Source organism: Candidatus Thiodiazotropha endoloripes, assembly GCF_001708965.1.
Lineage (GTDB): Bacteria > Pseudomonadota > Gammaproteobacteria > Chromatiales > Chromatiaceae > Thiodiazotropha > Thiodiazotropha endoloripes.
The window spans coordinates 1,520,466-1,546,264 of the sequence record NZ_LVJW01000003.1; the positions used below are offsets into that span (position 1 = coordinate 1,520,466).

General features: G+C 53.0%; 20 protein-coding genes. 12 read left to right on the forward strand and 8 right to left on the reverse strand.

Translation table 11 applies throughout. The features are described 5' to 3' along the window. Positions 1–40: 40 nt before the first annotated feature. The 3 genes from A3193_RS06820 to A3193_RS06830 are packed head-to-tail and all read right to left on the reverse strand — an operon-like array spanning position 41 to position 2,815. On the reverse strand, positions 41–700 hold the full coding sequence (locus A3193_RS06820) for an HAD family hydrolase (protein ID WP_069014382.1): 660 nt from the start codon (positions 698–700) through the stop codon (positions 41–43). Between the two features lie 4 nt (positions 701–704). Next, positions 705–1,415 carry a bifunctional 2-polyprenyl-6-hydroxyphenol methylase/3-demethylubiquinol 3-O-methyltransferase UbiG gene (ubiG, locus tag A3193_RS06825; RefSeq protein WP_069005621.1) on the reverse strand — a complete coding sequence of 237 codons (711 nt, stop codon included), beginning with the start codon at positions 1,413–1,415 and terminating at the stop codon, positions 705–707. 59 nt (positions 1,416–1,474) lie between these two features. Further along, on the reverse strand, positions 1,475–2,815 hold the full coding sequence (locus A3193_RS06830) for a TRZ/ATZ family hydrolase (protein ID WP_069014383.1): 1,341 nt from the start codon (positions 2,813–2,815) through the stop codon (positions 1,475–1,477). A 238-nt stretch (positions 2,816–3,053) separates the two neighbouring features. Here A3193_RS06830 and mtnA point away from each other — a divergent pair, with 238 nt between their 5' ends. From mtnA to ihfB, 11 genes are all read left to right on the forward strand, one after another. Continuing rightward, a complete protein-coding gene (gene mtnA / locus A3193_RS06840) occupies positions 3,054–4,118 on the forward strand; it encodes an S-methyl-5-thioribose-1-phosphate isomerase (RefSeq protein WP_069014384.1) in 1,065 nt (354 codons plus the stop codon). Positions 4,119–4,283: 165 nt separating this feature from the next. Beyond that, the gene (gene gyrA, locus A3193_RS06845) at positions 4,284–6,866 is read left to right on the forward strand and encodes a DNA gyrase subunit A (protein WP_069014385.1); all 2,583 of its coding nucleotides are present in this window, start codon (positions 4,284–4,286) and stop codon (positions 6,864–6,866) included. Positions 6,867–6,948: 82 nt separating this feature from the next. Beyond that, complete coding sequence (serC, locus tag A3193_RS06850; RefSeq protein ID WP_069014386.1) at positions 6,949–8,031, forward strand: 3-phosphoserine/phosphohydroxythreonine transaminase; 1,083 nt, start codon at positions 6,949–6,951, stop codon at positions 8,029–8,031. A gap of 95 nt (positions 8,032–8,126) precedes the next feature. Continuing rightward, entirely contained in the window at positions 8,127–9,305 is a 1,179-nt protein-coding gene (locus A3193_RS06855) for a phosphoglycerate dehydrogenase (protein WP_069005615.1), read from the forward strand. 15 nt (positions 9,306–9,320) lie between these two features. Next, positions 9,321–10,406 (forward strand): prephenate dehydratase, encoded by a 1,086-nt coding sequence (gene pheA, locus A3193_RS06860; protein ID WP_069005614.1) that lies wholly within the window; start codon positions 9,321–9,323, stop codon positions 10,404–10,406. A 33-nt stretch (positions 10,407–10,439) separates the two neighbouring features. Then, the gene (gene hisC / locus A3193_RS06865) at positions 10,440–11,549 is read left to right on the forward strand and encodes a histidinol-phosphate transaminase (RefSeq protein ID WP_069005613.1); all 1,110 of its coding nucleotides are present in this window, start codon (positions 10,440–10,442) and stop codon (positions 11,547–11,549) included. Continuing rightward, positions 11,549–12,424 carry a prephenate dehydrogenase gene (locus tag A3193_RS06870; RefSeq protein ID WP_069014738.1) on the forward strand — a complete coding sequence of 292 codons (876 nt, stop codon included), beginning with the start codon at positions 11,549–11,551 and terminating at the stop codon, positions 12,422–12,424. The genes hisC and A3193_RS06870 overlap by 1 nt, the downstream gene beginning before the upstream one ends. 39 nt (positions 12,425–12,463) lie before the next feature. After that, a complete protein-coding gene (gene aroA / locus A3193_RS06875; RefSeq protein ID WP_069014387.1) occupies positions 12,464–13,801 on the forward strand; it encodes a 3-phosphoshikimate 1-carboxyvinyltransferase in 1,338 nt (445 codons plus the stop codon). After that, positions 13,798–14,472, forward strand: a complete 675-nt coding sequence (gene cmk, locus A3193_RS06880) for a (d)CMP kinase (protein ID WP_069005611.1) — start codon at positions 13,798–13,800, stop codon at positions 14,470–14,472. Before aroA ends, cmk begins: the two co-directional genes overlap by 4 nt. A gap of 131 nt (positions 14,473–14,603) precedes the next feature. Further along, entirely contained in the window at positions 14,604–16,280 is a 1,677-nt protein-coding gene (gene rpsA / locus A3193_RS06885; RefSeq protein ID WP_069005610.1) for a 30S ribosomal protein S1, read from the forward strand. Between the two features lie 102 nt (positions 16,281–16,382). Further along, on the forward strand, positions 16,383–16,703 hold the full coding sequence (gene ihfB / locus A3193_RS06890; RefSeq protein ID WP_069005609.1) for an integration host factor subunit beta: 321 nt from the start codon (positions 16,383–16,385) through the stop codon (positions 16,701–16,703). 93 nt (positions 16,704–16,796) lie between these two features. On the opposite strand, the gene phoR is transcribed toward ihfB, so the two are convergent. Together phoR and phoB are read right to left on the reverse strand one after the other, a co-directional pair. Further along, on the reverse strand, positions 16,797–18,161 hold the full coding sequence (phoR, locus tag A3193_RS06895; RefSeq protein ID WP_069005608.1) for a phosphate regulon sensor histidine kinase PhoR: 1,365 nt from the start codon (positions 18,159–18,161) through the stop codon (positions 16,797–16,799). Then, on the reverse strand, positions 18,158–18,865 hold the full coding sequence (gene phoB, locus A3193_RS06900; protein WP_069005607.1) for a phosphate regulon transcriptional regulator PhoB: 708 nt from the start codon (positions 18,863–18,865) through the stop codon (positions 18,158–18,160). The genes phoR and phoB overlap by 4 nt, the downstream gene beginning before the upstream one ends. 626 nt (positions 18,866–19,491) lie before the next feature. On the opposite strand from phoB, the gene A3193_RS06905 reads away from it, so the two are divergent. Beyond that, entirely contained in the window at positions 19,492–20,742 is a 1,251-nt protein-coding gene (locus A3193_RS06905) for a hemolysin family protein (RefSeq protein WP_162272478.1), read from the forward strand. Positions 20,743–20,825: 83 nt separating this feature from the next. Here A3193_RS06905 and ppk1 read toward each other — a convergent pair whose 3' ends face one another. The 3 genes from ppk1 to A3193_RS06920 all read right to left on the reverse strand — a co-directional run bounded on the left by ppk1 (position 20,826) and on the right by A3193_RS06920 (position 25,695). Further along, positions 20,826–23,057 carry a polyphosphate kinase 1 gene (gene ppk1 / locus A3193_RS06910; protein ID WP_069005605.1) on the reverse strand — a complete coding sequence of 744 codons (2,232 nt, stop codon included), beginning with the start codon at positions 23,055–23,057 and terminating at the stop codon, positions 20,826–20,828. Positions 23,058–23,150: 93 nt separating this feature from the next. Beyond that, entirely contained in the window at positions 23,151–24,425 is a 1,275-nt protein-coding gene (apgM, locus tag A3193_RS06915; RefSeq protein ID WP_083218601.1) for a 2,3-bisphosphoglycerate-independent phosphoglycerate mutase, read from the reverse strand. A gap of 76 nt (positions 24,426–24,501) precedes the next feature. Beyond that, positions 24,502–25,695: an ATP cone domain-containing protein gene (locus A3193_RS06920; RefSeq protein WP_069014388.1), complete on the reverse strand. Its 1,194-nt coding sequence runs from the start codon at positions 25,693–25,695 to the stop codon at positions 24,502–24,504. Between the last annotated feature and the right edge of the window lie 104 nt (positions 25,696–25,799).

Below are 25,799 nucleotides of genomic sequence, written 5' to 3' on the forward strand. Positions count from 1 at the left end.
TTACTCATATGAGACATTATCGGTTGTTCATGGAATCGGTTTATAGCCACTCCAGTATCTGTGCGGGGTGGTCGATCCGGCCATCCGCCTGCCAGGTTTCCGGCTTGTCGGTTTCGCCCAGGTAACCGAACATGGCGATCAAAGTCCTGGTTCCCGCATTTCGCCCGGCTTCGATATCCCGCTGGGCATCGCCGATATAGAGTGTTCGTTCAGGACTGGCATCTGACTCTCTGCAGGCCTGAAGAATGGGTTCCGGGTGGGGTTTGGCGTAAGGGGTTGTGTCACCGCTGATCACGGCTGAGGCACGCTGCTGCAGACCGAGTTTCTGCATCAGAGGATCGGTCAGTCTGGCCGGTTTGTTGGTGACTATGCCCCAGCGTATTGCCAGAGATTCCAGTTCGTCCAACAGCTCAAGCATGCCTTCAAAGGGTTTGGTCTGCTGGGCAATATTCTGCAGATAGAGATCGAGAAACTCCTTTTGCAGGGCACTGAAATCCGGGTGCTCGGGATCGATACCGAAGCCTACCTGCAGCATCGCCCGACTGCCATGAGAGACGGAAGGGCGCAGTTGCTGAAACGATACGGGCTCTCTGCCATGACGCTCCAACTGCAGATTCAGTGCATAGTGAAGATCCTGGGCCGTGTCCGCAAATGTGCCATCCAGATCGAACAGTACACAATCAGTATGATTCGACTTAATGGCTCTATCCCTGTTTGATTGTGGCTACCATATAATTGACATCCACATCGTCACCCACTCGATAGTGTTGTGTCAGCGGGTTGTAGCTGAGACCTTTGATATCCAGGCTGTCCAAACCGGCTTCTCTGGTCCAGGCGTTGAGTTCGGATGGGCGGATGAACTTGGCGTAGTCATGCGTCCCCTTGGGCAGCAGCTGGAGCAGGTACTCGGCGCCGACGATGGCAAACAGATAGGACTTGGGATTTCGGTTGATCGTGGAAAAGAACAGCTGGCCACCAGGTCTGACCAGCTTGGCGCAGGCACTGACAACCGAGGCTGGATCAGGGACATGTTCCAGCATCTCCATGCAGGTGATCACATCGAATGAGGCGGGACGCTCTTCGGCGAGACGCTCCACCGGGATGCGCTCATAGTTGACCTCGAGCCCCGATTCCAGCAGATGCAATCGCGCGACCTGCAGGGGGGCTTCTCCCATATCGATTCCGGTTACCTTGGCGCCACAGGCTGCCAGACTTTCCGACAGAATGCCGCCGCCGCATCCCACATCGAGAACCTCTTTGCCTTCGAGTGAGGTGAATCCCTTGATATAGTCGAGTCGCAGCGGATTGATTTCATGCAGAGGCTTGAATTCACTATGGGGGTCCCACCAGCGTGAGGCGAGCTCCTCAAACTTGCTGACTTCCGAGTGATCGACGTTGATCTGTTCCTGATTCATGAATCTTCGATTAAGCCTGGTTGTGGTAATCCGGTTAGGTTACACATCAAAGGTTGGATTTACGAGTCCTGCTGAGCCGAATCCGAGGCGGCAATACGTTCCGCCCAGGATGATGCCTGCTTGATGAGTTGGGGCTGGTTAAGGGTTGTCAGAGTGTGATTGTTGACCAGTTGCTGTCCGGCGACCCAGACATGGCAAACCTGTTCCCGTCCGGCTGCATAGACCAGCTGGGATATCGGGTGGTAGATCGGCTGACTCGCCAGCCTGGCCAGGTCGACACTGATCAAGTCGGCGGACTTGCCGATCTCCAGTGAGCCGGTGATCTCTTGTAACCCCAATGCCCTTGCGCCGTTGATGGTGGCCATCGAAAGCGCCTTGGCGGCCGGCACGGCACTGGCATCCACCGCCACCCCTTTGGCGAGCAGCGCAGCTGTGCGCATCTCACTGAACATGTCCAGGTCGTTATTGCTGGCAGCCCCATCGGTACCCAGGGCGATGTTGATGTCGGATTTGATCATCTCGGCAACCGGGCAGAAGCCACTGGCCAGTTTCAGGTTGGACTCTGGGCAGTGCACCACATGGGCGCCGCTCGAGGCAAACAACTCGATCTCCTCAGGCTGAAGATGGGTCATGTGCACCGCGGCAAGAGCGGGCGACAGAAGCCCAAGTTCGTTCAGCCGCTGCATCGGTCGGTTGCCGTGCTGCTGCTGTCCCTGGACGATCTCATCCTGTGTCTCATGCAGGTGCATGTGAATGGGGATTTCCAACTCATCGGCAAGCACCGCGATGCGCTTCAGCACCTGGTCGCCCACTGAATAGGGGGCATGGGGTGCAAAGGCGCTATGGATTCTTGAGTTGTTGCGGAACTGATCATGTACCTCCAGTCCCTTGTGAATGTACTCATCTCCATCGGCGGCCCAGGCGGATGGGAAATCGATGGCAATCAATCCGAGCACGGCCCGTATGCCCGCATGGTCCGCAACCCGACCGGTGATATCGGGAAAGAAGTACATGTCGTTGAAACAGGTGGTTCCACTTAACAGCATCTCGGCGATGGCCAGCTGGGATCCGTCATGAATGAACTCTTCGTTGACCCACTGGGTCTCAGCAGGCCAGATATGCTCATTCAGCCAGGTCATCAATGGCAGATCATCCGCAAGACCTCTCAACAGACTCATCGATGCATGGGTATGGGCATTGATCAGGCCGGGAATCAGTGCCTGACCGGGAAGATCGATGGTCTGCAGGGCATCGAGTTCTGACTCTGCCTGACTACGCGGCAGAATACGCTCAATTCGGCCTCCGCTGACGGCCAGGCTGTGATGCGTGAGTACCTGATTTTCCGGTACGACCGGGATGATCCATTCCGCATGGATCAGAAGATCAACCTGTTGGGGCATTGTTTCGCTTCATGTTTGTGAATGGATATCAAACTGTCAACCGGATGATACCTTCCGGCGATGCAGAGCATGGCATGTTAAAGCGGAAATATGCAATGCCTTTCAAGTGGATGTGGCTATTTCGAGCTGCATTTTCCAGCCCCGGGGAGAGTTGTCCAGAGCAGGTTTTGAAATATCCCATCGTTGGTAATTGTGAGAGACTAAGTGCTTCGAAACTAAAGATAGGTACCGATTGAACATGCAACCCCGATTCGATCCTGAACAGGTTACCGCCGATGACGCCATCGTCTGGCAAGAAAGCAAACTCTTTCTGCTGGACCAGAGAGTACTGCCTCAGCAAGTGGCTTTTGTTGAATTGAACAGCGCCACAGAGACCGCCAACGCAATTACTGAGATGGTGGTTCGAGGTGCTCCGGCAATCGGTGTCACGGCAGCCTACGGGATGGTTCTGGCCGCTCGGGCGGCGTATCAGGCCGGGGCGGTTCAATGGCGATCCAGGATCCGTGCGGAAGTGGATCTGTTGCGCCGCTCCAGGCCGACAGCGGTGAATCTGTTTTGGGCGATCAAGAGAATGGATCAATTGATAGGGGCACTTGCTGATGATGAGGACCCCACTGAGCGGCTATTGACTGAGGCCAAGGCGATCCATCAAGAAGATATCGCGGCCAACAGAGCAATGGGCGATCTTGGTGCTGAATTGATCGCTGCAGGCTCGAAAGTCATAACACACTGTAATGCGGGGGCATTGGCAACCGGTGGATATGGCACTGCCCTTGGCGTTATTCGCTCAGCCTTCAAAAGCGGCAAACTGGCCGGAGTCTATGCGGACGAGACCCGCCCCTGGCTGCAAGGGGCAAGATTGACGGCATGGGAACTGCTGCAGGACAGGATTCCCGTGACCTTGCTTGCCGATGGGGCGGCGGCCAGTCTGATGCGGCAGGGTGAGGTCGACTGGGTGATTGTCGGCTCCGACAGAATTGCCGCCAACGGAGACGTGGCGAACAAGATCGGTACCTATCATCTGGCCGTGGCGGCAAAACATCACCAGCTGAAAGTGATGGTGGTGGCTCCCACTTCGACCATCGATATGTCACTGCCATCCGGGGCAGAGATTCCGATTGAGGTGAGGGATGGTGCAGAGATTAAAAGCTGTGGGGATAAACGGGTCGCCGCAGACGGTGCAGAGGTGTGGAATCCGGTGTTTGATGTGACACCGGCGGGGATGGTGGATGCGATTGTCACAGAGAAGGGGGTTGTTCACGCGCCAAATGAAGAAAAGATGCGAAAATTGATGATTAATTGACCTGAGAGGCTCTTAAAACGGATTTCAGGCGTTTTTTATACAACACAGTATCGGGGGACTATGGTACACTGTGCTTTTTTCTGACGCCCTACAGAGCTTTCAGACGGCAAATAGCCAATCGGTTGCCGATGAGCCGGGCAATATTAAGGAAGCCAGCCTTAACTCATGACAGAATTCGCCAAAGAAGTACTTCCCGTCAATCTCGAAGACGAGATGCAGCAATCCTACCTGGCCTACGCCATGAGCGTGATCGTAGGCAGAGCCCTCCCAGATGTCCGTGATGGACTGAAACCTGTCCATCGTCGTGTGCTCTATGCAATGAATGAGTTAGGCAACGACTGGAACAAGCCCTATAAAAAGTCAGCCCGTATCGTCGGTGATGTGATCGGTAAATATCACCCCCATGGCGATACGGCGGTCTACGACACCATCGTACGCATGGCGCAACCGTTCTCAATGCGCTACATGCTGATCGATGGGCAGGGAAACTTCGGTTCGGTGGATGGTGATTCACCAGCCGCCATGCGTTACACCGAAGTCCGTATGGCGCGTATCGCCCATACCATGCTCGACGATCTCGACAAGGAGACCGTCGATTTCATCGCCAACTACGATGAAACCGAGCATGAACCTTCCGTACTCCCGGCACGGATCCCCAATCTGCTGGTGAATGGCTCAGCCGGTATTGCGGTCGGCATGGCAACCAATGTTCCACCACATAATCTGTCCGAGGTGATCAATGCCTGCGTGGCACTGATTGACAATCCCGATATCTCCATCGATCAGCTGATGGATCATCTGCCGGGGCCGGATTTTCCCACCGCTGGATTGATCAACGGCGCCACCGGTATTCATGAGGCCTACCATACAGGCCGTGGACGCATCTATATGCGTGCCCGCAGTGAAATCGAAACCGATGAGAGCAATGGCAAACAGACCATCATCGTCAATGAACTACCTTACCAGATCAATAAAGCCCGACTGATCGAGAAGATCGCCGAGCTGGTCAAAGACAAGCGTATCGAGGGAATCACGGAGCTGCGTGACGAGTCCGATAAGGATGGCATGCGCATCGTCATCGAACTGCGTCGGGGTGAAGTGGCTGAAGTGGTACTCAACAACCTCTATCAGCAGACTGCCATGCAGAGTGTCTTCGGCATCAACATGGTTGCCCTGGTGGATGGCCGGCCGAGACTGCTCAACCTCAAACAGCTGCTGGAGTTCTTTATCCGCCATCGCCGTGAGGTGGTGACCCGCAGAACGCTCTACGAACTTCGTAAAGCGAGAGACCGGGCCCATGTGCTGGAAGGCCTGGCTGTGGCGTTGGCGAACATCGATGAAGTGATCCAACTGATCAAGCAGGCGGCGAGTCCGGCTGAGGCGAAAAAGGGATTGCTGGCTCAATGCTGGAAGTCCGGCGCCGTTGAAGCGATGCTGGCGCGTACCGGTGCCGCCTCCACCCGGCCTGAAGAGTTAACCGATGAGTTTGGCCTGACGGAAGCGGGCTACCGTCTGACGGAAGTCCAGGCGCAAGCCATTCTGGAACTGCGACTGCACCGTCTGACCGGCCTCGAGCAGGATAAGATCATCAAGGAGTATGAGGATCTGCTGGAGAAGATCGCCGATCTGCTCGACATTCTCGGGAATCCCGACCGTCTGATGCAGGTGATCCGCGATGAGTTGATCGAGATTATCGAACAGTATGGCGACGAGCGTCGCACTGAGATTATCCAGACCCGCCTGGATCTGACGCTAGAGGATCTGATCACCGAAGAGGATGTGGTTGTCACGCTCTCCCATGCGGGGTATGCCAAGGCCCAGCCGGTGAGTACCTATCAGGCACAGCGACGGGGCGGCAAGGGCAAAGTGGCGACTGCCACCAAGGATGAGGATTTTGTCGACAAACTGTTTGTCGCCAGTACCCATGACACCATTCTCTGCTTCTCTAACATGGGCAAGGTCTACTGGCTGAAAGTCTATGAACTGCCTCAGGCAGGCCGTAACGCCCGCGGTAAGCCAATCGTCAATCTGTTGCCGCTGGAGAGTGAGGAGCAGATCAACGCCATTCTGCCGGTGAGAGAGTATCAAAGCGATCGCTATGTCTTCATGGCCACCAGTTCCGGTACGGTCAAGAAAACCCCGCTGGAGGCTTTCTCCAGACCCAGGGCAAACGGCATCATTGCGGTGGATCTGAGGGATGGGGACAAACTGGTCGGAGTCTCGGTAACCGACGGTGAACAGGACATCATGCTGTTCAGCAGCAGTGGTAAAGCGGTTCGTTTCTCTGAAGCCAACGTCCGACCGATGGGGCGTACGGCCTGTGGCGTGCGCGGTATACGCCTGGAAGCCGAACACAAACTGGTATCTCTGATTGTCGCATCGGAAGGGGACGTGCTGACCGTGACGGAGAATGGTTACGGCAAACGTACTGCCATCGAGGAGTATCCGCTACACGGTCGAGGTGGCCAGGGTGTTATCTCGATCCAGACATCGGATCGTAACGGCAATGTTGTTGGTGCGGTTCAGGTCACCGATGAGGATGAGGTGATGATGATCACCGATGGGGGAACCCTGGTTCGCAACCGGGTTGCGGAAGTCTCCCAAATGGGTCGCAACACGCAAGGTGTGATCATGATCAGACTCAGTAACGAAGAGAAACTGATCGGTATTGAGCGGGTTGAAAACCTCGATGGTGAAACCGATGAGGAGGCTGACGAGGATGAGTCAGCCCAGGACGCAGACGAGTAATCGGATTTTCATTTTATTTAAAGTAAGGGTCGGGAGGTTCCACTCCCGACCCCATTCTTCACAGCAAACTTGAGAGGCCAAGATGTCACGAGTCTTTAATTTCAGCGCCGGACCGGCGATGTTGCCGGAAGCGGTTTTACAGCAGGCACAGGAAGAGATGCTGGATTGGCATGGCGCTGGTATGTCGGTGATGGAGATGAGTCACCGGGGTAAGGAGTTCATGTCTATCGCTGAACAGGCCGAGGCGGATCTGCGCAGTCTGTTGAAAGTACCGGACAACTACAAAGTGCTGTTCCTGCAGGGCGGCGCCTCCAGTCAGTTTGCAATGATCCCGATGAATCTGGCCAGTACAAAGCGCAAAGTGGACTACATCAATACCGGCTCCTGGTCGAAAAAGGCGATCGCCGAGGCGAAGCGCTTTGCCGATGTGAATATCGCTGCCACCACGGAAGATTCCAAGTTCACCACCACTCCCGGACAGTCCGAACTGCAACTCAGTGGTGATGCCGCCTATGTGCACTACACACCCAATGAGACCATCCAGGGTGTTGAGTTTCCCTACACACCGGAGACCGGAGGTGTACCGCTGATCGCCGATTTTTCCTCAACCATTCTTTCCAGGCCGATCGATGTTTCCAATTACGGGATCATCTATGCGGGTGCGCAGAAGAATATCGGCCCGGCCGGGTTGACTCTGGTCATCATTCGTGAGGATCTGATTGGCCAGGCAGCGGACGATACTCCGGTGATGTTTCAATACGCCACCCACAATGACAATGGCTCGATGTACAACACACCACCGACCTATGGCTGGTATCTGGCCGGACTGGTCTTCAAATGGCTGAAGGACAGAGGTGGTCTGGAAGCCATGGCGGAAGTGAATCAGCGTAAGTCGGCGGCGCTCTACAGTGCGATCGACAACTCGGACTTCTATGCCAACCCGGTGACACCGGAGAGCCGCTCCTGGATGAATGTGCCGTTCACTCTGGCGAATGCTGATCTGGACAGCAAGTTTCTTGAAGGCGCCAGTGCAGAGGGTCTCAAGACCCTGAAAGGGCACCGCTCTGTAGGCGGAATGCGGGCCAGTATCTATAACGCAATGCCGGAGCAGGGTGTGCAGGCATTGATCGACTATATGGCTGAATTTGAACGGGTAAACGGTTAATCCATCCGTACACATCCTGTGCATGCAAGCGTTATCCATAACCCGTAAGACCAGCGATCAATTGAGCTGAGCAAATCGGAAACAAGAGAGACAGTATGTATAAAATCTTGACCCTGAATAATATATCTGTGGCCGGTTTGGATCGTCTGCCGAGGGACAGTTATGAAGTTGCCTCTGAAGTCAGCCATCCGGATGCGATACTGCTACGTTCCTACAAGATGCATGAGATGGAGATTCCACCGACAGTACAGGCCGTTGGGCGTGCCGGTGCCGGTGTCAACAACATTCCAGTGGCTGATATGACGAATAAGGGTATCCCGGTCTTCAATGCACCGGGCGCCAATGCCAATGCGGTAAAGGAGCTGGTATTGGCCGGCGCCCTGCTGGCAGCAAGAAATCTGGGACAAGCGTGGCGCTTCGCCACCAATCTCGATGGCAGTGACCCGGAGGTTTCGAAAATGGTCGAGTCCGGTAAAAAGGACTTCGTCGGTTTTGAGCTGCCCGGTCGCACCATGGGGGTAATCGGTTTGGGGGCGATCGGTGTCAAAGTGGCCAATGCCTGCCGTGCATTGGGTATGAATGTGATCGGCTACGACCCAACCATCACTGTGCAAAGCGCCTGGAAGCTGGCCTCTGAGGTTGAACAGGCACTCAGTGTCGATGATCTGTTGTCTAAGTCTGACTTTGTGACTTTTCATGTGCCCCTTACCGATGCCACCGCCGACATGATCAATGCGGATCGGCTTAAACTGATGAAGCCGGGATCTGTCCTGCTCAATTTCGCCCGTAACGGCATCATCAACGACCAGGCGGCTGTCGAGGCCCTGGATAGCGGTCATCTGTACGCCTATGTTTGTGACTTTCCAAATAACCTGCTCAAGGGTCACCCCCGGGTGATCACGCTGCCTCACTTGGGGGCATCGACCAAAGAGGCGGAAGACAACTGTGCGATTATGGTGGCGGACCAGGTCAAGGACTATCTGGAAAACGGCAATATCACCAACTCGGTCAATTTTCCAAGCATCAATCTGCCAAGAAACGGCGGTCATCGGATCGCGGTAGTGAATAGTAATGTTCCCAACATGGTAGGCCAGATCTCCACCGACCTGGCCAATGAGGGGCTGAACATTCTCGATATGCTGAACAAGTCCCGGGACGATGTGGCGGTAACCCTGCTTGATGTGGATCAGAAACCGAGCGAGCAACTGATCGAAACCCTCTCTTCCATCGAGGGTGTCCTGTCTGTCCGGTCCTTGAACGGCAGCACAAACTGACCTTAGGGTTTTTGCATGAACGATGATGCCAAGCTGAAGAGCATACGCCAGCGAATCGATGAGATCGATTCACAGCTGCAAGCACTGATCAACGAACGTGCTGAAGCGGCACAGGAAGTGGCACGCATCAAGTTGAGCGCCAATCCTGAGGCGGAGTTTTATCGGCCAGAACGGGAGGCTGAGGTCTTACGCAAGGTCAAAGCCAGAAATCAGGGTCCCTTGGAGAGTGAAGAGGTCGCTCGTCTGTTCCGGGAGATCATGTCTGCCTGCCTGGCGCTGGAAAAGCCGCTGAATGTGGCATTTCTTGGGCCCGACGGAACCTTCACCCAGGCGGCTGCCTTGAAACAGTTCGGTCATTCGGTAAGAACCCATTCCCTGAACTCGATCGGAGATATCTTTCGTGATGTGGAAGCCGGGGCCTGCCAGTATGGCGTTGTCCCGGTGGAGAACTCCACGGAAGGTGTTATCAGTCATACCCTCGACAGCTTTCTCAATTCACCTCTGCTGATTTCCGGTGAGGTGACGCTGCGAATCAACCATCAGCTGCTCAGTAAGGAAAAGGAGCTTGCAGCTATCCAAAAGGTCTACTCTCATGCCCAGTCTCTGGCCCAGTGTCGTGGTTGGCTCGACCGTCACCTGCCAAACGCTGAGCGTATCGCGGTAAACAGTAATGCGGAAGCCACCGGGCTGGCCGCTCAGCAGAGCGGCTGCGCGGCGATCGCTGGAGATGCGGCCGGGGAGATCTATCAATTGAACCAGTTGGCTAGCAACATCGAGGATGAACCGGGTAATACCACAAGGTTCCTGGTTATCGGTAAACAGGATGTCGCTGCCAGCGGTCGGGATAAGACGACCATCCTGTTCTCTACGCACAATAAGGCGGGTGGTCTGCATGAGATGTTAAGTCCGTTTGCGGAACATGGCATCAGCATGACCCGGATCGAATCGAGACCCTCCAGAAGAGGGCGCTGGGATTATGTCTTCTTCATCGATGTTGAGGGTCACAAGGATGATCACAATCTCTCCCAGGCACTGAAAAAAATCGAGCAGTCTGCGACACAATTCAGAGTGTTGGGCTCCTATCCAAAAGCGGTTCTTTAACACCGCCGATCGTACAAATTTGAATAACGGCCGATGAAGCGTTCAAACCTTCCATTCCTAACACATGCTGCCGTTGGTGTAAGGGCACTAACGCCCTACGTACCGGGCAAACCAATCGCTGAGCTGGAACGTGAGCTCGGTATCAGCCATTCGATCAAGCTTGCATCCAATGAAAATCCGCTCGGTGTCAGCCCCAGGGTTGCCCAGGCCGTGACGGATGCGATGGGGGAGATCTCCCGCTATCCGGACGGTAGCAGTTTTGAGTTACATCAGCGACTGGCCGGGAAACACCACTGTGATGCATCACACATTACCCTTGGCAACGGTTCCAATGATGTACTGGATATGGTGGCCAGAGTTTTTCTGGCTCCCGGCAAAGAGTCACTGTTTTCCCAATATGCCTTTGCAGTCTATCCAATCAGCAGCCAGGCCGCTGGGGCCAACCTGGTAGCGGCACCGGCCAATGACTATGGTCACGATCTGGAGGCGATGTTGCAGCGGTTGAGTGACAAGACGGCGGTTGTCTGGATCGCCAATCCCAACAATCCGACCGGCACCTGGCTGACCAAGCACGCACTCTACGGTTTTCTGCAACAGATTCCCGAAACCACCATTGTCGTCATCGATGAGGCCTATCTCGAATATGTTCAGGCCACTGAATATCCGGATGCTTCCCAGTGGCTGGATGAGTTTCCCAATCTGATTGTGACCCGTACCTTTTCCAAGGCCTATGGTCTGGCGTCGTTAAGGATCGGTTACGCTCTGTCGCATCCGGATATCGCGGATTTGCTGAATCGGGTTCGGCAGCCTTTCAATGTCAACAGTATGGCGCAGGTCGCTGCATTGGCTGCACTTGAGGATGATGACTTCATTCAACAGAGCGTGGCATTGAATGATGCCGGGATGAAACAGCTTTGTCAGGGTTTTGAAGCGCTGTCGTTGGCCTACATTCCTTCAGTCGGTAACTTTATCACCCTGGATCTTGGCAGCGATGCGGCTGCGGTCGATCAGGCATTGTTGAAACTGGGTTGCATTACCCGTCCGCTGGCCGGTTACGGTATGCCCAACCATTTGCGAATCTCCATCGGATTGGAAGAGGAGAACCAACGGCTCCTCACAGCATTGAAAGAGGTGCTTCAATGATGATCGAAAAGCTGGCAATCATCGGAGTGGGCCTGATCGGCGGTTCGGTGGCCATGGCTCTCCGGGAGGAGGGTAAGGTTAAGGAAGTGGTCGGCTGCGGCAGAGGTGAGGCGAATCTGCAGAAAGCCCAGCAGTTGGGTGTGATCGATCACTATACCCACGACGTGGCACAGGCGGTTCAGGGCGCGGACATGGTGCTGCTTGCCGTACCTCTGGGTGCCATCCGTGATACTTTCGAGAAGATGAAAGGGCAGCTGGCCGATCATGCTGTGGTAACCGATGCTGGCAGTGTCAAAGGCAGCGTGGTACGGGATGCCGAAGCGGTGTTTCAGGGCGTCCCGGACTTTTTGGTGCCTGGTCATCCGATCGCGGGCACTGAGCGTAGTGGTGTCGAGGCGGCGTTTGCGGAACTCTATCGAAACCGCCGGGTGATTCTGACCCCGCTTGCCGAAACCCGTGCCGATGCAGTTCAGAGGGTTGAACAGATGTGGCTGGATTGTGGTGCAGAGGTTTCCAGTATGAGCGTGGAACACCACGATGAGGTATTGGCGGCGACCAGCCACCTGCCTCATATGCTGGCTTACTCCCTGGTAGATAGTCTTTCCCGGTTGAAAGAGAATGATGAGATTTTTCGCTTTGCCGCGGGTGGTTTCCGGGATTTTACCCGGATTGCTTCGAGCAATCCTGTGATGTGGCGGGATATCTGTATCGCCAATCAACAGGCGCTCGGCGGTATGCTGACACGATTTGCGGATGAACTGCATGATCTGGCTGCGTTGCTGGAGCAGGGTGATGCGGATGGCTTGCTGAGTCTGTTCGAATCGGCCAAACAGGCACGGGATCGCTACGTGGATGGTGTCAAACACCCGGAATAAAAAAAGCATCCTCTCTCTTTCCCTTATTAGCCAACAATTATGAGTACAATCGAGTTGCAAACAACAAAACGACACTATCAGGTAAATCCCGGCGGAAGATTGAGCGGCAGCATTCGGGTGCCTGGCGACAAATCCATATCCCATCGTTCGATCATGCTCGGTTCTCTGGCTGAGGGTGAGACCCTGGTCAACGGATTTCTTGAAGGGGAAGACAGCCTCGCCACACTCAATGCATTTCGAGCAATGGGTGTTCAGATCGAAGGGCCTGAAGCGGGTTACGTGAAGATCAAAGGGGTTGGAATGAAGGGTCTCTCAACACCCGATGCGCCCTTGGATCTCGGTAACTCAGGAACCTCAATGCGGCTGCTCAGTGGTCTGTTGGCCGGCAGTGGTGTTGCCGTGACCCTGACCGGGGATAGTTCTCTCTCCGGGAGGCCGATGGGGCGGGTCATCGATCCACTGAGTGAAATGGGTGCGAATATCGGCTCACAGCCAGGTGGCACGGCCCCGTTGGTGCTGGCGGGACATCAACAGCTCAATGGGATCGACTATCAGCTGCCGATGGCCAGTGCACAGGTAAAATCCGCAGTTCTTTTGGCCGGGCTTTATGCGCAGGGTGAGACCTGTGTGACCGAACCTGCACCAACCCGGGATCATACTGAACGCATGCTGCAGGGGTTTGGCTACAGCTTGCAGCGTGATGGAGCCAAAACCTGTCTACAGGGGGGTGGCAAACTGACTGCCTGTGAAATCGATGTGCCGGCCGATATCTCTTCAGCAACCTTTTTTATGGTTGGGGCCGCCATTGCCGAGGGTTCCGAGGTTACATTGCAGCATGTGGGTATCAACCCGACCCGGGACGGTGTGATCTCGATTCTGCGCCTGATGGGGGCCGACATCGAGCTGCTCAATCAGCGGGAGATTGGTGGTGAACCGGTTGCCGACATCGTGGTTCGCTCCAGTCCACTGAAGGGAATCGACATACCCGAGGAGCTGGTGCCACTGGCGATCGATGAATTTCCGGCGATCTTCGTTGCAGCGGCCTGTGCGGAGGGGGAGACCCGACTGCAGGGGGCGGAAGAGCTCAGAGTCAAGGAGAGTGACCGGATTCAGGTTATGGCGGATGGATTGATATCGCTGGGGGTTCAGGCAGATCCGACCCAAGACGGTATCCTCATCAAGGGTGGGCCGATCCATGGTGGCCAGGTGGAAAGTCACGGTGATCACCGGATTGCCATGTCGTTTGCAATGGCCGGACTGGTTGCTAGCGGTTCCATCGAGATCGCCGACGTGGCGAATGTAAACACCTCATTTCCCGGTTTCGTGGAGCTGGCCAGTGGTTGTGGCCTGAGCATTACTGAGGTGTCAGGAAAATGAACCATGTTCCAGTAATCGCAATCGATGGGCCATCAGGTTCCGGCAAAGGTACTCTGGCAAGTCGGGTCGCGGAGACCCTTGGGTGGCGCCTGCTGGACAGTGGTGCGATCTATCGAGTGCTGGGATTGGCTGTTGAACGTGCTGGAATAAGTTTCGAAAATGCAGATAAAGTTTCTGAACTGGCAAGAAATCTGGATCTTACCTTTGATCAGGGGAGGGTTTTGCTGGGGCAGGAGAATGTGGCGGATGCGATCCGCACGGAAACCGCCGGTAATGCCGCCTCAAAAGTGGCGGCAATACCCCGGGTACGCCAGGCATTGCTGGATTGGCAGCAAAGTTACGCAAAAGCTCCGGGATTGGTAGCTGACGGACGGGATATGGGAACAGTGGTTTTCCCCACAGCTGAAGTGAAAATATTTCTTACAGCAAGTGTGGAAGAGCGCGCGTTAAGACGTTATAAACAGTTGAAAGAAAAGGGTTTGAGTGTTAATCTCGCCGCTCTTACTGAAGAGATTAAAGAGCGTGACGAGCGTGATAGCGGGCGGGCGGCAGCTCCGCTCAAGGCGGCGTCGGATGCCTGGCAGTTGGATTCGACACAGTTTTCCGCCGATGAGGTCTATCAACAGGTCATGCAGCGCGTCTATAATGCGCTGCCTGAATCGGCGAGTTAGGCTCGAAAATTCAGTAAGTAATCAGGTGGCCGGGTGAATCCCGGCTTTGTTTTAACTTTAACCCTGGTGGGTATGATCAGCTAGATCACACTTCACCTGTGCAACAGACATGTTGCAGGAAACCCAATCCCATGACCGAAAGTTTTGCAGAATTATTTGAGGAGAGTCTCTCCAGTACCCAGCTTCGCAGCGGCGCCATCATCATTGGTACCGTTCTCGATATCACCTCTGAAGCTGTTATCGTCAATGCCGGCCTGAAGTCCGAAGGCGTCATTCCCCGTTCACAATTTCTCAACCATGCCGGTGAGATCGAAGTAGAAATTGGTGATCAGGTCGAAGTGGCCCTGGATGCTGTTGAAGATGGCTTTGGCGCAACCCGACTCTCCCGTGAAAAAGCCAAGCGCGACCAGGCTTGGAAAGTTCTTGAGAAAGCTCACGAAGCTGAAGAGACCGTCATTGGACGCATCAATGGCAAGGTAAAAGGTGGCTTCACTGTTGAATTGAACGATATCCGTGCATTCCTCCCAGGCTCACTGGTGGATGTGCGTCCGGTACGCGATACCGCTTACCTGGAAGGTAAGGATCTGGAATTCAAAGTGATCAAGCTGGATCGCCGTCGCAACAACGTGGTGGTTTCACGCCGTGCTGTTGTTGAACAGGAATACAGCGAAGAGCGGGAGAAGCTGCTCGAGAACCTTCAGGAAGGCCAGGAAGTCACCGGTGTGGTCAAGAACCTCACCGATTACGGTGCCTTCGTCGACCTGGGTGGTATCGACGGCCTGCTACACATCACCGATATGGCCTGGAAGCGTGTTAAACATCCTTCCGAGGTTGTCGAGATCGGTGATGAGATCCGCGTCAAGATTTTGAAATTTGATCGTGACCGCAATCGTGTTTCACTGGGTCTCAAGCAGATGGGTGACGATCCTTGGGTTGCATTGGCACGTCGCTATCCTGAAAGCACCCGTCTGTTCGGTAAGGTTACCAACATTGCCGATTACGGCTGCTTTGTTGAGATCGAAGAGGGCGTTGAAGGTCTGGTGCATGTCTCCGAGATGGATTGGACCAACAAAAACGTTCACCCCTCAAAGATTGTATCCCTGGGAGATGAGGTTGAGGTCATGGTTCTGGATATCGATGAAGAGCGCCGTCGTGTCTCGCTCGGTATCAAACAGTGCAAGCCCAACCCATGGGATGAGTTTGCCGCCATTCATAAGAAGGGCGACCATGTCAGCGGCAGCATCAAGTCGATCACTGACTTCGGTATCTTCATCGGCCTTGATGGTGGTATCGACGGTTTGATTCATCTGTCGGATATCTCTTGGGATGATGAAGGTGAAGATGCCATCCGCAACTTCAAGAAGGGTGACGAAGTTGAGACCGTTGTACTCTCTGTTGACCCTGAGCGTGAGCGTATCTCTCTGGGTATCAAGCAGTTGGCACAGGATCCGTTCTCACTGTTCGTTGCTGCCAATGAAAAAGGCAGTTTCGTCAAGGGAACCGTTGCCGAGGTTGATGCTAAGGGTGCGGTGATTGCTCTGGCCGATGGTGTTGAAGGTTATCTGCGGGCTTCAGAGCTCTCTCGTGATCGTGTTGAGGATGCCCGTTCCATACTCAAGGAAGGTGATGAAGTTGAAGCTAAATTCATCGGAGTCGATCGTAAAAACCGTACCATTTCGCTCTCGATCAAGGCTAAGGATGCTGATGAAGAGGCTGCAGCCATCAAAGGTTACGCCAGAGATGCTGCAAGCAGTGCCCCGACATTGGGTGACTTGCTGAAGGAGCAGATGGATAATCAGGGCGACTGATAGGTCCTGGAGTCTGCAACAGAAAGACTCCGAAACCGCAAATAAGGGGTTGCACTCAAGGTGCAACCCCTTACAAAACGGCGAATTGGAGAACTTACAAGAATGACAAAATCCGAACTAATAGAAATTATTGCCAAGGAGCAAAGTCATCTCGCCTACAGGGATGTTGAACTGGCAGTTAAGTGTATGATTGAACATATGAGTCAATCACTTGCGTCTGGAGAGCGGATCGAGATTCGTGGTTTTGGCAGTTTCTCACTGCACTACAGACCACCTAGAATGGGACGTAATCCAAAAACTGGCAAAACAGTCGCGCTTTCAGGCAAATACGTGCCGCACTTCAAACCCGGTAAAGAGCTGCGGGATCGGGTTAATATCAACTACACCATCGAACTGGAAGACAAGGAAGAAGAGACGGCATAAGGCTGTGTCTGTTTTGGTCAGTATATGATTCAGACTGGACCGGCAGTATGGGCCAGTCGACCGTACATCTCTAGGCAGCTTCCTCTGCCATCTTCACATGTCTTGGGCTGATTCCAAGTCGTTGCTGAGTTGTTCTTGTTCCTCCAGCGTTTTCAGATTGCATTTATGCAAAATGACATCTTCCGGAAACAGGCACTTGAATTGGCTGCCTGAACCCAGCTGACTGGCGATCTGCAGTTCGCCGTCATGGCGTCCGATAATGTGTTTAACAATGGCCAGTCCAAGGCCGGTTCCACCCGACTGACGGGAGCGGGCCTTATCCGCACGATAGAATCTTTCGGTCAACCTGGGAATATGTCTTTGTTCGATCCCCGGCCCACTGTCGGCAACTGTCAGGCAGGCCTGATTGTCCAAACTTTGCCAACTGATATTGATCTCAGTGCCAGGTGGAGTATGGACAATGGCATTGAATACCAGATTTGAAAAAGCACTGGTCAGCTCACTCTCTTCACCCAGCAGGTATAGCTGATCATCCACCTGCAGATTTATCGAATAACCACCTTTTTGATCGGCCAGCAGGCGTGCCTGATCAACAATTCTACTGAGCAGCTCGGGTACTGCGATTGGCTTGTCGGATGATGGTGCCTCACCCATCTCCAGTCGGGACAAGGCAAGCAGGTCATTGATGATACTGTTCATCCGTTCAGCCTGTTGGCTCATCAAGGTGAAAGGGCGCTGTTGGAACGGCAGCATCTCGTTGTCTCCCAGATTCTCCAGAAATCCGGTGATAACCGTGAGTGGTGTTCTTAACTCATGGGATACATTTGAGACAAAATCCCGACGTGTCTGATTCAGTGTGTAGACGTCGGTAATGTTCCTGACCACGACCAGACGCTGGGCCTTTTTGCCGCCAAAGCGGGTGACGCGTAGAGAAACAATAATTGCCTTGTTGACCGGGGATGGAAACTCCAGGGGTTTGGAATAGTCAGGATTTTTCAAATAGTCTGCCAGATCATCATGTTTGATCCGTTCCAGCAGGGAGAGATTTTCATCCCTTGGCCAACTGATGTGGAGCAGATTGTTGGCTGCAGGATTGGCCCATTCGATATTTCCGGATTTATTGAGCAGGATTAAGCCATCCGGTATCGAGCTGGTGACTTTTCTGAAACGTGAAGCGAACCGGTTCAGGGTACGTTTACGTTTACGACTTCGCAGTCGATGCCTGGATAGCTCTTTGTAGATCATACCCCAGATATCAGCAGGGTATGGTGGTGTGATTGGTTTACCGTGATGGATCAAATGGGCAAGTTTGATCAGATAGAAGCCATGTTTGGTCAGATAGGCGGTAATCGCAAATACAGCGGCAAGAGTCAGTGTGTCAGCCAAATATCCAAACGGTAAAACAACCAGCAATGCGCCAGTTAACTGACTGATTTCAATGTTGAGATAATTTCTCACGATTTTTCTGAGTTATGACTGGCAGGCTGTGGTGTAAATCGATATCCAACCCCGCGAACGGTCTGTATGAAACGATGGTGGTTGGAAGGCGTCAGTAATTTTCTCAAACGGCGTATGTGTACATCAACGGTTCTCTCATCCACATAGACATCATTACCCCAGACGTGATCCAGAATCTGGGATCGGCTATAAGCACGCTCGGGATGACTCATGAAAAAATAGAGTAGACGATACTCTGCTGGGGAGAGATGCAGGGGCGTCTCATTGATCAGTACAAGATGTTTGACCGGATCGAGGATCAAACCGTGATAGGCAACCGCCTGTTGCTCTGAAGAGCCGCCAGAGCGCCGTAATACCGCTTTGATTCGTGCAATCATCTCCCTGGTGGAGAAGGGTTTGGTGATGTAATCATCCGCACCACTGTCCAAGCCTACCACCTTGTCCGATTCATCCGTTTTTGCCGTGAGCAGGATGATCGGTGTAGAGACTGGTGATACCTGTTTCAGCTCCTTGGTGAGATCCAATCCTGATCTGCCGGGCAGCATCCAATCCATCAGGATCAGATCATAGTTGTGATCTGCCAACAGTTTTCGCGCATCCTGGGCATTATCGGCTTCGCTTATCACAAATCCTTTCGGTTCCAACGCAAAGCGGATCATCTCACGAATCTCCGGTTCATCTTCTACGATTAAAATTTTCGGCATTGGGGCCCAAATGTCTGGTGGTGGTCAGGAGACGTCAGAGGGCCTCGTGTGGCGTAACGTATAAACTCTAGTATTCAGAGCCCCGTGAACGCCTCAAGACAAGGCGTAGCGTGCAGGCTATGGCGCCTCGTGCCAAGCAGCTATCGGCTTAGCGTCTCGCTGATTGGGTGAGTTTATACGTTACACCACACGAGTAGACCCAATAGGTAAATTGTACCGTATGGTGGCTGAATAACTTAACCTTGTTTTCATATTTTGATCGATACCCGCTTACAGGGTGCCTGCAATATCTGTCCAGGCTGGGTATCGCGCTATTTTCCAGTCTCTTTGCTCAGCAGCCTTGATGGTTTTTAAACTGACTGGGTTGGGGATCAAGGATGACCTCACCCTATATCCTGGGATTAAAATGTATATCATTTCTTAGGTATTATTAAGTTTTATAATTAACTTGTTGATAAAACATGAATAAATTAACTGATGTCATCTTGTGACAAGCCGCTGTATCCTAGTGGTTATAAATAAAGCGTTGGGATTACTTGTGATTCAAGTCCCCAATAGAGATAATCATAACTGGGCCAAATCTGGCGAAATTTTAAAGCAACTTCGTGGAAAGTTATCTAATTTTGGTGGCACTGCTCGTGCTGTCGGGCGTCTTCTCCGGTTCTGAGACAGCTCTGGTATCCCTATCGATGGCTCGTGCCGAGGCATTGTACAAGGAGGGTAGAAGTGGCGCTCATGCTCTCTACATCCTGAAAAAAGATCCCAGCCGAATGCTGATCACGATTCTGATCGGCAATAATGTGGTCAATATCGCTGCATCCGCCATGGCCACAGTGATTGCAACAGACTACTTCGGCGATAGTGGCCCAGGCATTGCGGTCGGTATACTGACCATCGTGATTCTGATTTTCGGTGAGATTACCCCGAAGAGTCTGGCAACCCGTTTCTCCGAACGTATCTCACTGGCAATATCACCCCTCATCTATGGATTCATGCGCTTGATCTACCCGCTGGTCTGGCTGTTTCTGCAGTTCACCAACTGGGTACAGTCCTCTACCAAGGCGATGGATGATCCGCTGATTACGGAATCAGAGGTGATCACACTGATCGAGCATGGAGAGGAAGAGGGTGTCATCGACACCGATGAGCGGGAGATGATTGAGCGCATCTTCAGCTTCAATGACCTCAAGGCTGAGGATGTGATGACCCCCAGGCGCCAGGTGTTTCGGCTCGATGGTTGTCGCACCCTAAGGGATGTGCTACCGAATATACTGACCGAAGGATATTCCCGAATTCCGGTCTATAGTGAAGACCCGGATGAAATCGTCAGTGTGATCATCCTGCGGGACCTGATCGGTATCATTGCCAAGGGTGAGTTGGATGTGGAACTCAAAGAGTTGGGTCAGGAGCCCTTGTTCACCTCAGCCATCACACCGATCGATGAGTTGATTCGAATTCTGAAAAATAAAAGCACTCATCTGGCCGTTGTGGTTGATGAGCATGGTGCGATGGTGGGCGTCATCTCACTTGAGGATATGCTTGAAGAGCTGGTGGGTGAGATCTACGACGAAAGTGACGAAAAGCCCGATGATCTGTTGGTGCTGGACGATAGTAATATACTGGTGAAGGGGACAGCGGAGTTGCGCGTTGTTGAGGAGTTTTTCTCCATCGATATTCCTGGCAAGCCAACCGACACAATCAACAGATGGTTGCTTGAGCATACCGAACGGATTCCGGCTAAAGATGAGAAATTTGAACTGGATGGTCTGATGGTGCGAGTCGAAGATGCGTCCACCCGACGAATTCACCAGGTGATTCTCAGCCGAACCGACAAAACCGAAGAAGATCAGAGTGAGGACCTGCAGACTGAGTCCTGACCGGAGGATTCAGCTTTCTCTGAATGGCGCTGACTGACCTTTGTCAGCCAGCGCATGCATGATAATTCAAGCAGGAGCTATCGTTACCCATTCCCACCGTTCTGGCTGTGATTTTTCAGACGGTGTTTGAAATGGGTCATCAGTTTTTCCCGCATACGCTTTTCACGATGCTTCTTGGCGGCTTCCAGGCGCCTTTCCGCAACTCCGATCAGTGTCTCCTGACAGTTGAGTGATTTATCCTCTTCAGCGGGTGTGCGACGGATGTAGGTGCCGTCAGACTGCATGTCCCAGGCGTTGTGCTTGTCACCCAGTTGTACATCCAGCATCAGCCGCAACTCCTGACGCAGTGCCGGGGCTTCTACCGGAACCAGGACTTCAACCCGTTGCATCAGATTGCGCTGCATCAGGTCGGCAGAGCCGATGAAGTACTCCTCATCGCCACCGTTGTGGAAGTAGGTGATTCGTGCGTGTTCCAGAAAACGTCCAACGATACTGACCACACTGCCGCTCTCGCTCAAGCCTTTGATGCCGGGGCGGAATCGACAGGTATCGCGAACGATAAGTTCCACTTTGACCCCAGCCTGTGTGGCCTTGTAGAGGGATTTGACGATGTCAGGGTCTTCCAGCGCATTCATCTTCAACTGAATATGGCCAGTGGAGGACTCCCGGTGGATTTTGATCTCACGCTCTATCTTATTCAACAGAGACTGTTTCAGGGTGTAGGGTGCCGCCAGAATTTTGCGGTAACTGGGTGGTGGTGAGTATCCGGTAAGGTAGTTGAACTGTTCCGTCAGATCCTTGCCTATCTCTTCATCGCAACCCAATAAACCCAGGTCGGTATAGAGACGTGCCGTGCCGGCATGATAATTACCTGTGCCGATATGGTAGTAACGCCGTAATTGTGAGTAATCCTTGCGGATCACCATGATCAGCTTACTGTGGGTTTTCAGGCCGAGCACGCCGTAAGTGACATGAATGCCAGCCTGTTCAAGTCTTCTCGCCCAACGGATATTTGCGGCTTCATCAAATCTGGCCTTCAGTTCAACCAGTACGGCAACCTGTTTGCCGTTACGCGCTGCCTTGGTCAGTGAATCGAGTACATTGCCATCGGCGGAGGTGCGATAGAGGGTCATCTTTATCGCCAGCACCTTCGGGTCTTCAGCCGCTGTACGCAGGAAACGCTCAACCGTGGTGCTGAACGATTCATAGGGGTGTTGTAACAACAGGCCTTGATGATCGCGCAGGATATGAAAGATGTTACGCCGATCGTGGGCCAGTTGAGGGTGATCGACTGGGTGGTGAGGTAAGTCATGAAGTTCCGGAAGGTTGAGTTTGGTCAACTCAAACAGATCCCGAAGCGCCATCATGCCTTCGATGGTATAGACATCCTGCTCTTCATTCAGTCCCAGTTCCGCTGCCAACATGCCGCGGTGAACGGCATTCATGCCGTTTGAAATCTCCAGGCGAACGATGGGGGCAAAGTGACGCTCGCGTAGTTCACTCTCGATGGTTTCCAACAGGTCATTTGCCGCTTCCTGATCCAGTTCCACATTGGCATTACGGGTAACCCGAAACAGATCACAGGATTCGATCGCCATACCCGGGAACAACATATCCAGATTGTTGGCAATCAGGTCATCCAGGGTGACATAGGTGTAATCTTCGCCAACCTTGATCAGTCTTGATGAAACATCCTGACTGACTGGAACTTTCACCCTCGCCATATGCAGATCGTGGCCTCCTGGAAAGCGAAGTGTCACCAGCAGATTGAGGGTCAAATTGGAAATAAATGGAAAAGGGTGGCTCGGGTCCATGGCCAGGGGGGTCAGCATGGGAAAAATGTTCTGCTGAAAATGGTCCCGTAACTTCTCTTGTTGATGTTCATCAAGGGACTGATATTCACTGATGCGTATCTGTTCCTCTGACAGAGCCTGCAGCAGTTCGTTATAGATCTGCTCCTGGGTCTGTTGCATCTCCCGGGTGACTTTGTGGCACTCCTCAAGCTGTTGCATCGGTGTTCTACCATCGACACTCGGTACACTGATACCAGCGGCCACCTGCTGTTTCAGGCCGCCCATGCGTTTCATGAAAAACTCATCCAGATTATTGCTGACGATGGCCAGAAACTTGACCCTTTCAAGCAGTGGGCTTTTCTCCCTGGAGGCCTCGGCCAGTACGCGGCGGTTGAATGAAAGCCAGGTGAGCTCTCTGTTTAAGTAGAGACTGGCATCATCAAGATCGACTGCGCTCGGCTCGTTGCTTACCTGGTTCTCTGTTGTCTCGTACTGATCTGGGATCTGTTCTGGATTGTTCATGGTGGGGGGCTATCCGGATAGAGAGATGGTATAAGTATATGCCTTGAAATCGATATTGTGGAACAGTTCGGTGAGACGGCTGGAATCCCGGTCTCAGAATAGATATGCGCCGTCTTTCGGCCTGAAGTTTTCCAGACGATTCATCTGATCCAGGAAGGTGATCAGGAATCCCAGGCTGTTGATCCGTCCAAGGCCACCCATTGTGCAAGCCGACTCTGAAAAGCTTGTGCAGCTATCGACTCTACCACAGGGATTGAAAATCAGACTGGGAACCGGGTCTCCTGTGTGGCGCCCCGTATTACTGTCTGTGCTGTGGTCAGCGGTGATCCCAATCACCAGCTCATCATTGATCAAGGGTGCTATGGCATCGTCAAACTTCGACAATATCTCACGTTTACTCATGGGATCCATATCGTGTGAGGCAATGTCAGTAGCTTTTATGTGGAGATAGACCAGATCGTTCTCTTTCAATGCACTGCGAGCTGACTCCACTTTGGCCTGCAGGTCGGTATCCTTGGCGCCAGTGAAACGTGGGTTCTCATACAGCCGGTAGCCAAGCAGTTTACCGAATCCGAGTACTGTCCGTTCGCCGGAAATAACACCGACATCGATTTTAAGATGGCGAAGTAAGGATTTTATTTTCGGCAGCTTGCCGGGGCTGCGACAGATAATACCGTTTGCCGGCACCAGGCCATGCTCCCGACGACGTTGATTGAGCGGGTGTTGATCGAGCTTTTCGTAGACAATCTCGATCAGACGATTGATGCAGCGGGCGGTTTTTTCAGCAGCGGCATCTCCCGGGGTGTTGGCCTGGCAAGTGAGTAGTCCTTTATTGCGGTAATCATTGCCCGGGTCTGAGTTGCCGATATCATTCGACAGGCCGATACCTTCCAACTGAAGTACTACCCGATGTTGTGTGGCAGGATGCAGACTCGCCGTTATGCCTTCGCCCAGATCGACTTGACCAATATCTGAGGCGAGGGCTCCGGTGCCTTGATTGATTCGGCCAGCACGCCGGTCAAGGATTTTGAATCGCTTGCCCTTTCGCTCGATCGTGGCAAAGTTACAGCGGAAGTAGAGCGCCTGATCGCTGCTGCTTAAACCAACCCCGGAAGCCTCAACAGGACCGCGGGCAAGCTCAACGGCCTGTTGTTGGGATAAGCCGAACAGAGGGCAGAAACCGGTATGGGTACCGACCGGCATGCCGGGGAAGAGCGGATCGATGAGGCCACATTGTCCGGCGCTGGCGAGACTGTCCATATTCGGTGTCTCAGCGACTTCCAAAGGTGTTTTACCGCCAAACGAGGGGATACCCCGATCACCCAGACCATCGAGTATGATCAATAGACCTTTATGGGTCGTTATCAAGTTGAGTTAACCTCAGATGAGTTGAACCGGTCACGGCAATAGGCGCATGCTCAAACTTCAGTGCCAGATTGGCTTGTTATTCCATGCCAAATACATCCTCAACTTTAGCATGAAAATTCTGCTCTAACACTTCAATTATCAATCGCATGATGTGATCGGTCGCCTGGTCTTTATTGTCGTTGGCGATGATAGAGACACTGTGATTATCCGCTTCGGATAGCAGGTGACTCTGCAGCATCCAGATCGATTCGAAATTCGACAGATAGTTGCTGTCTTCACTGCGTTCGGGAGCGGTGATGCCCCGATCTTTCAGACGATGTTTCAATTGGTTCTGTTTCAACACCGCCAGCACGATCGGTACGATCACCGCATCGCTGTGATCCTTGAACAGGTTGTACAGGGTAGGGGTGACATGTACCCCTTCAAGGATCAGTGAGACTCTCTCTTTCAGGGCTCGCTGTACTACCGCTTCACAGGGTACAGATACCAGTTCCGACTGGTGAAGATAGCCATGAATCATCAGCTCTTCGGTACTTCCCTCATGCTCATGTTGCCTCAGGGTTTTATGCCAGGCGTTGAATGAAGAGGTGTGCAGTTCAGGCATCAGTCGTTGCGGAATCATCATACGCATAACTTCCCGCAACATGTCGGTTGACTGGGTGCGGATGATGTTCAGCCGATGTGCCACTTCAGTGGCAATGGTACTTTTACCGCATCCTGTGGTACCACCAATCAGCAATATCAGTGGCCGTTTGGAGTGTTTGTAGTCGGTCCACACCAGATAGCTGTTTGCGGCACGCTTACCATATCGTTGCTTGAGCTTCTCATGGGTCAATCGGCCAAGTTTATTGCTGCTAATACCCTCCTGGTAGGATTCAAGCAGATCCAGATAAACCGATTGGGTGATCAGTGAAGCCTTATCGCTGCCCAGTCCGGATGACTCCAGTGATTGCCGGTGTTCTATGGTTGAAAAGGAGCGTGGGACCCCTTTGCGGTCGGTGACCATAATCTCAGGTGTATTGGGGGTAAGGCTCTCATAGTTTTCTATGACTTCGTGCTGTTCAAGTTGCTCAAGTTGTTTCAGCACCAGTTTACGCAGTTCATCCGTCGACAGTTCATCCTTGCCGGCTATCTGCTGGCGTATCTCGGATGAGAGCTCGTAGGCGGTTTCAAATGCCAGTCCGGCATCCGTCAGCGAACGGGTTAGGATGCCGCGTAAGAACGGAGCACGTGTCTCATCGTTGCTGTCTATGATGAAAGTTTTTGCCATGGCGTCAGGCTATCAGATCAGTCGCCATGCGTGGAGTGAATAGATCACTTTTCACGCTAACTCGATCTTTTTGTTGTTGTTTGATGGGAATATTGAACTCCATC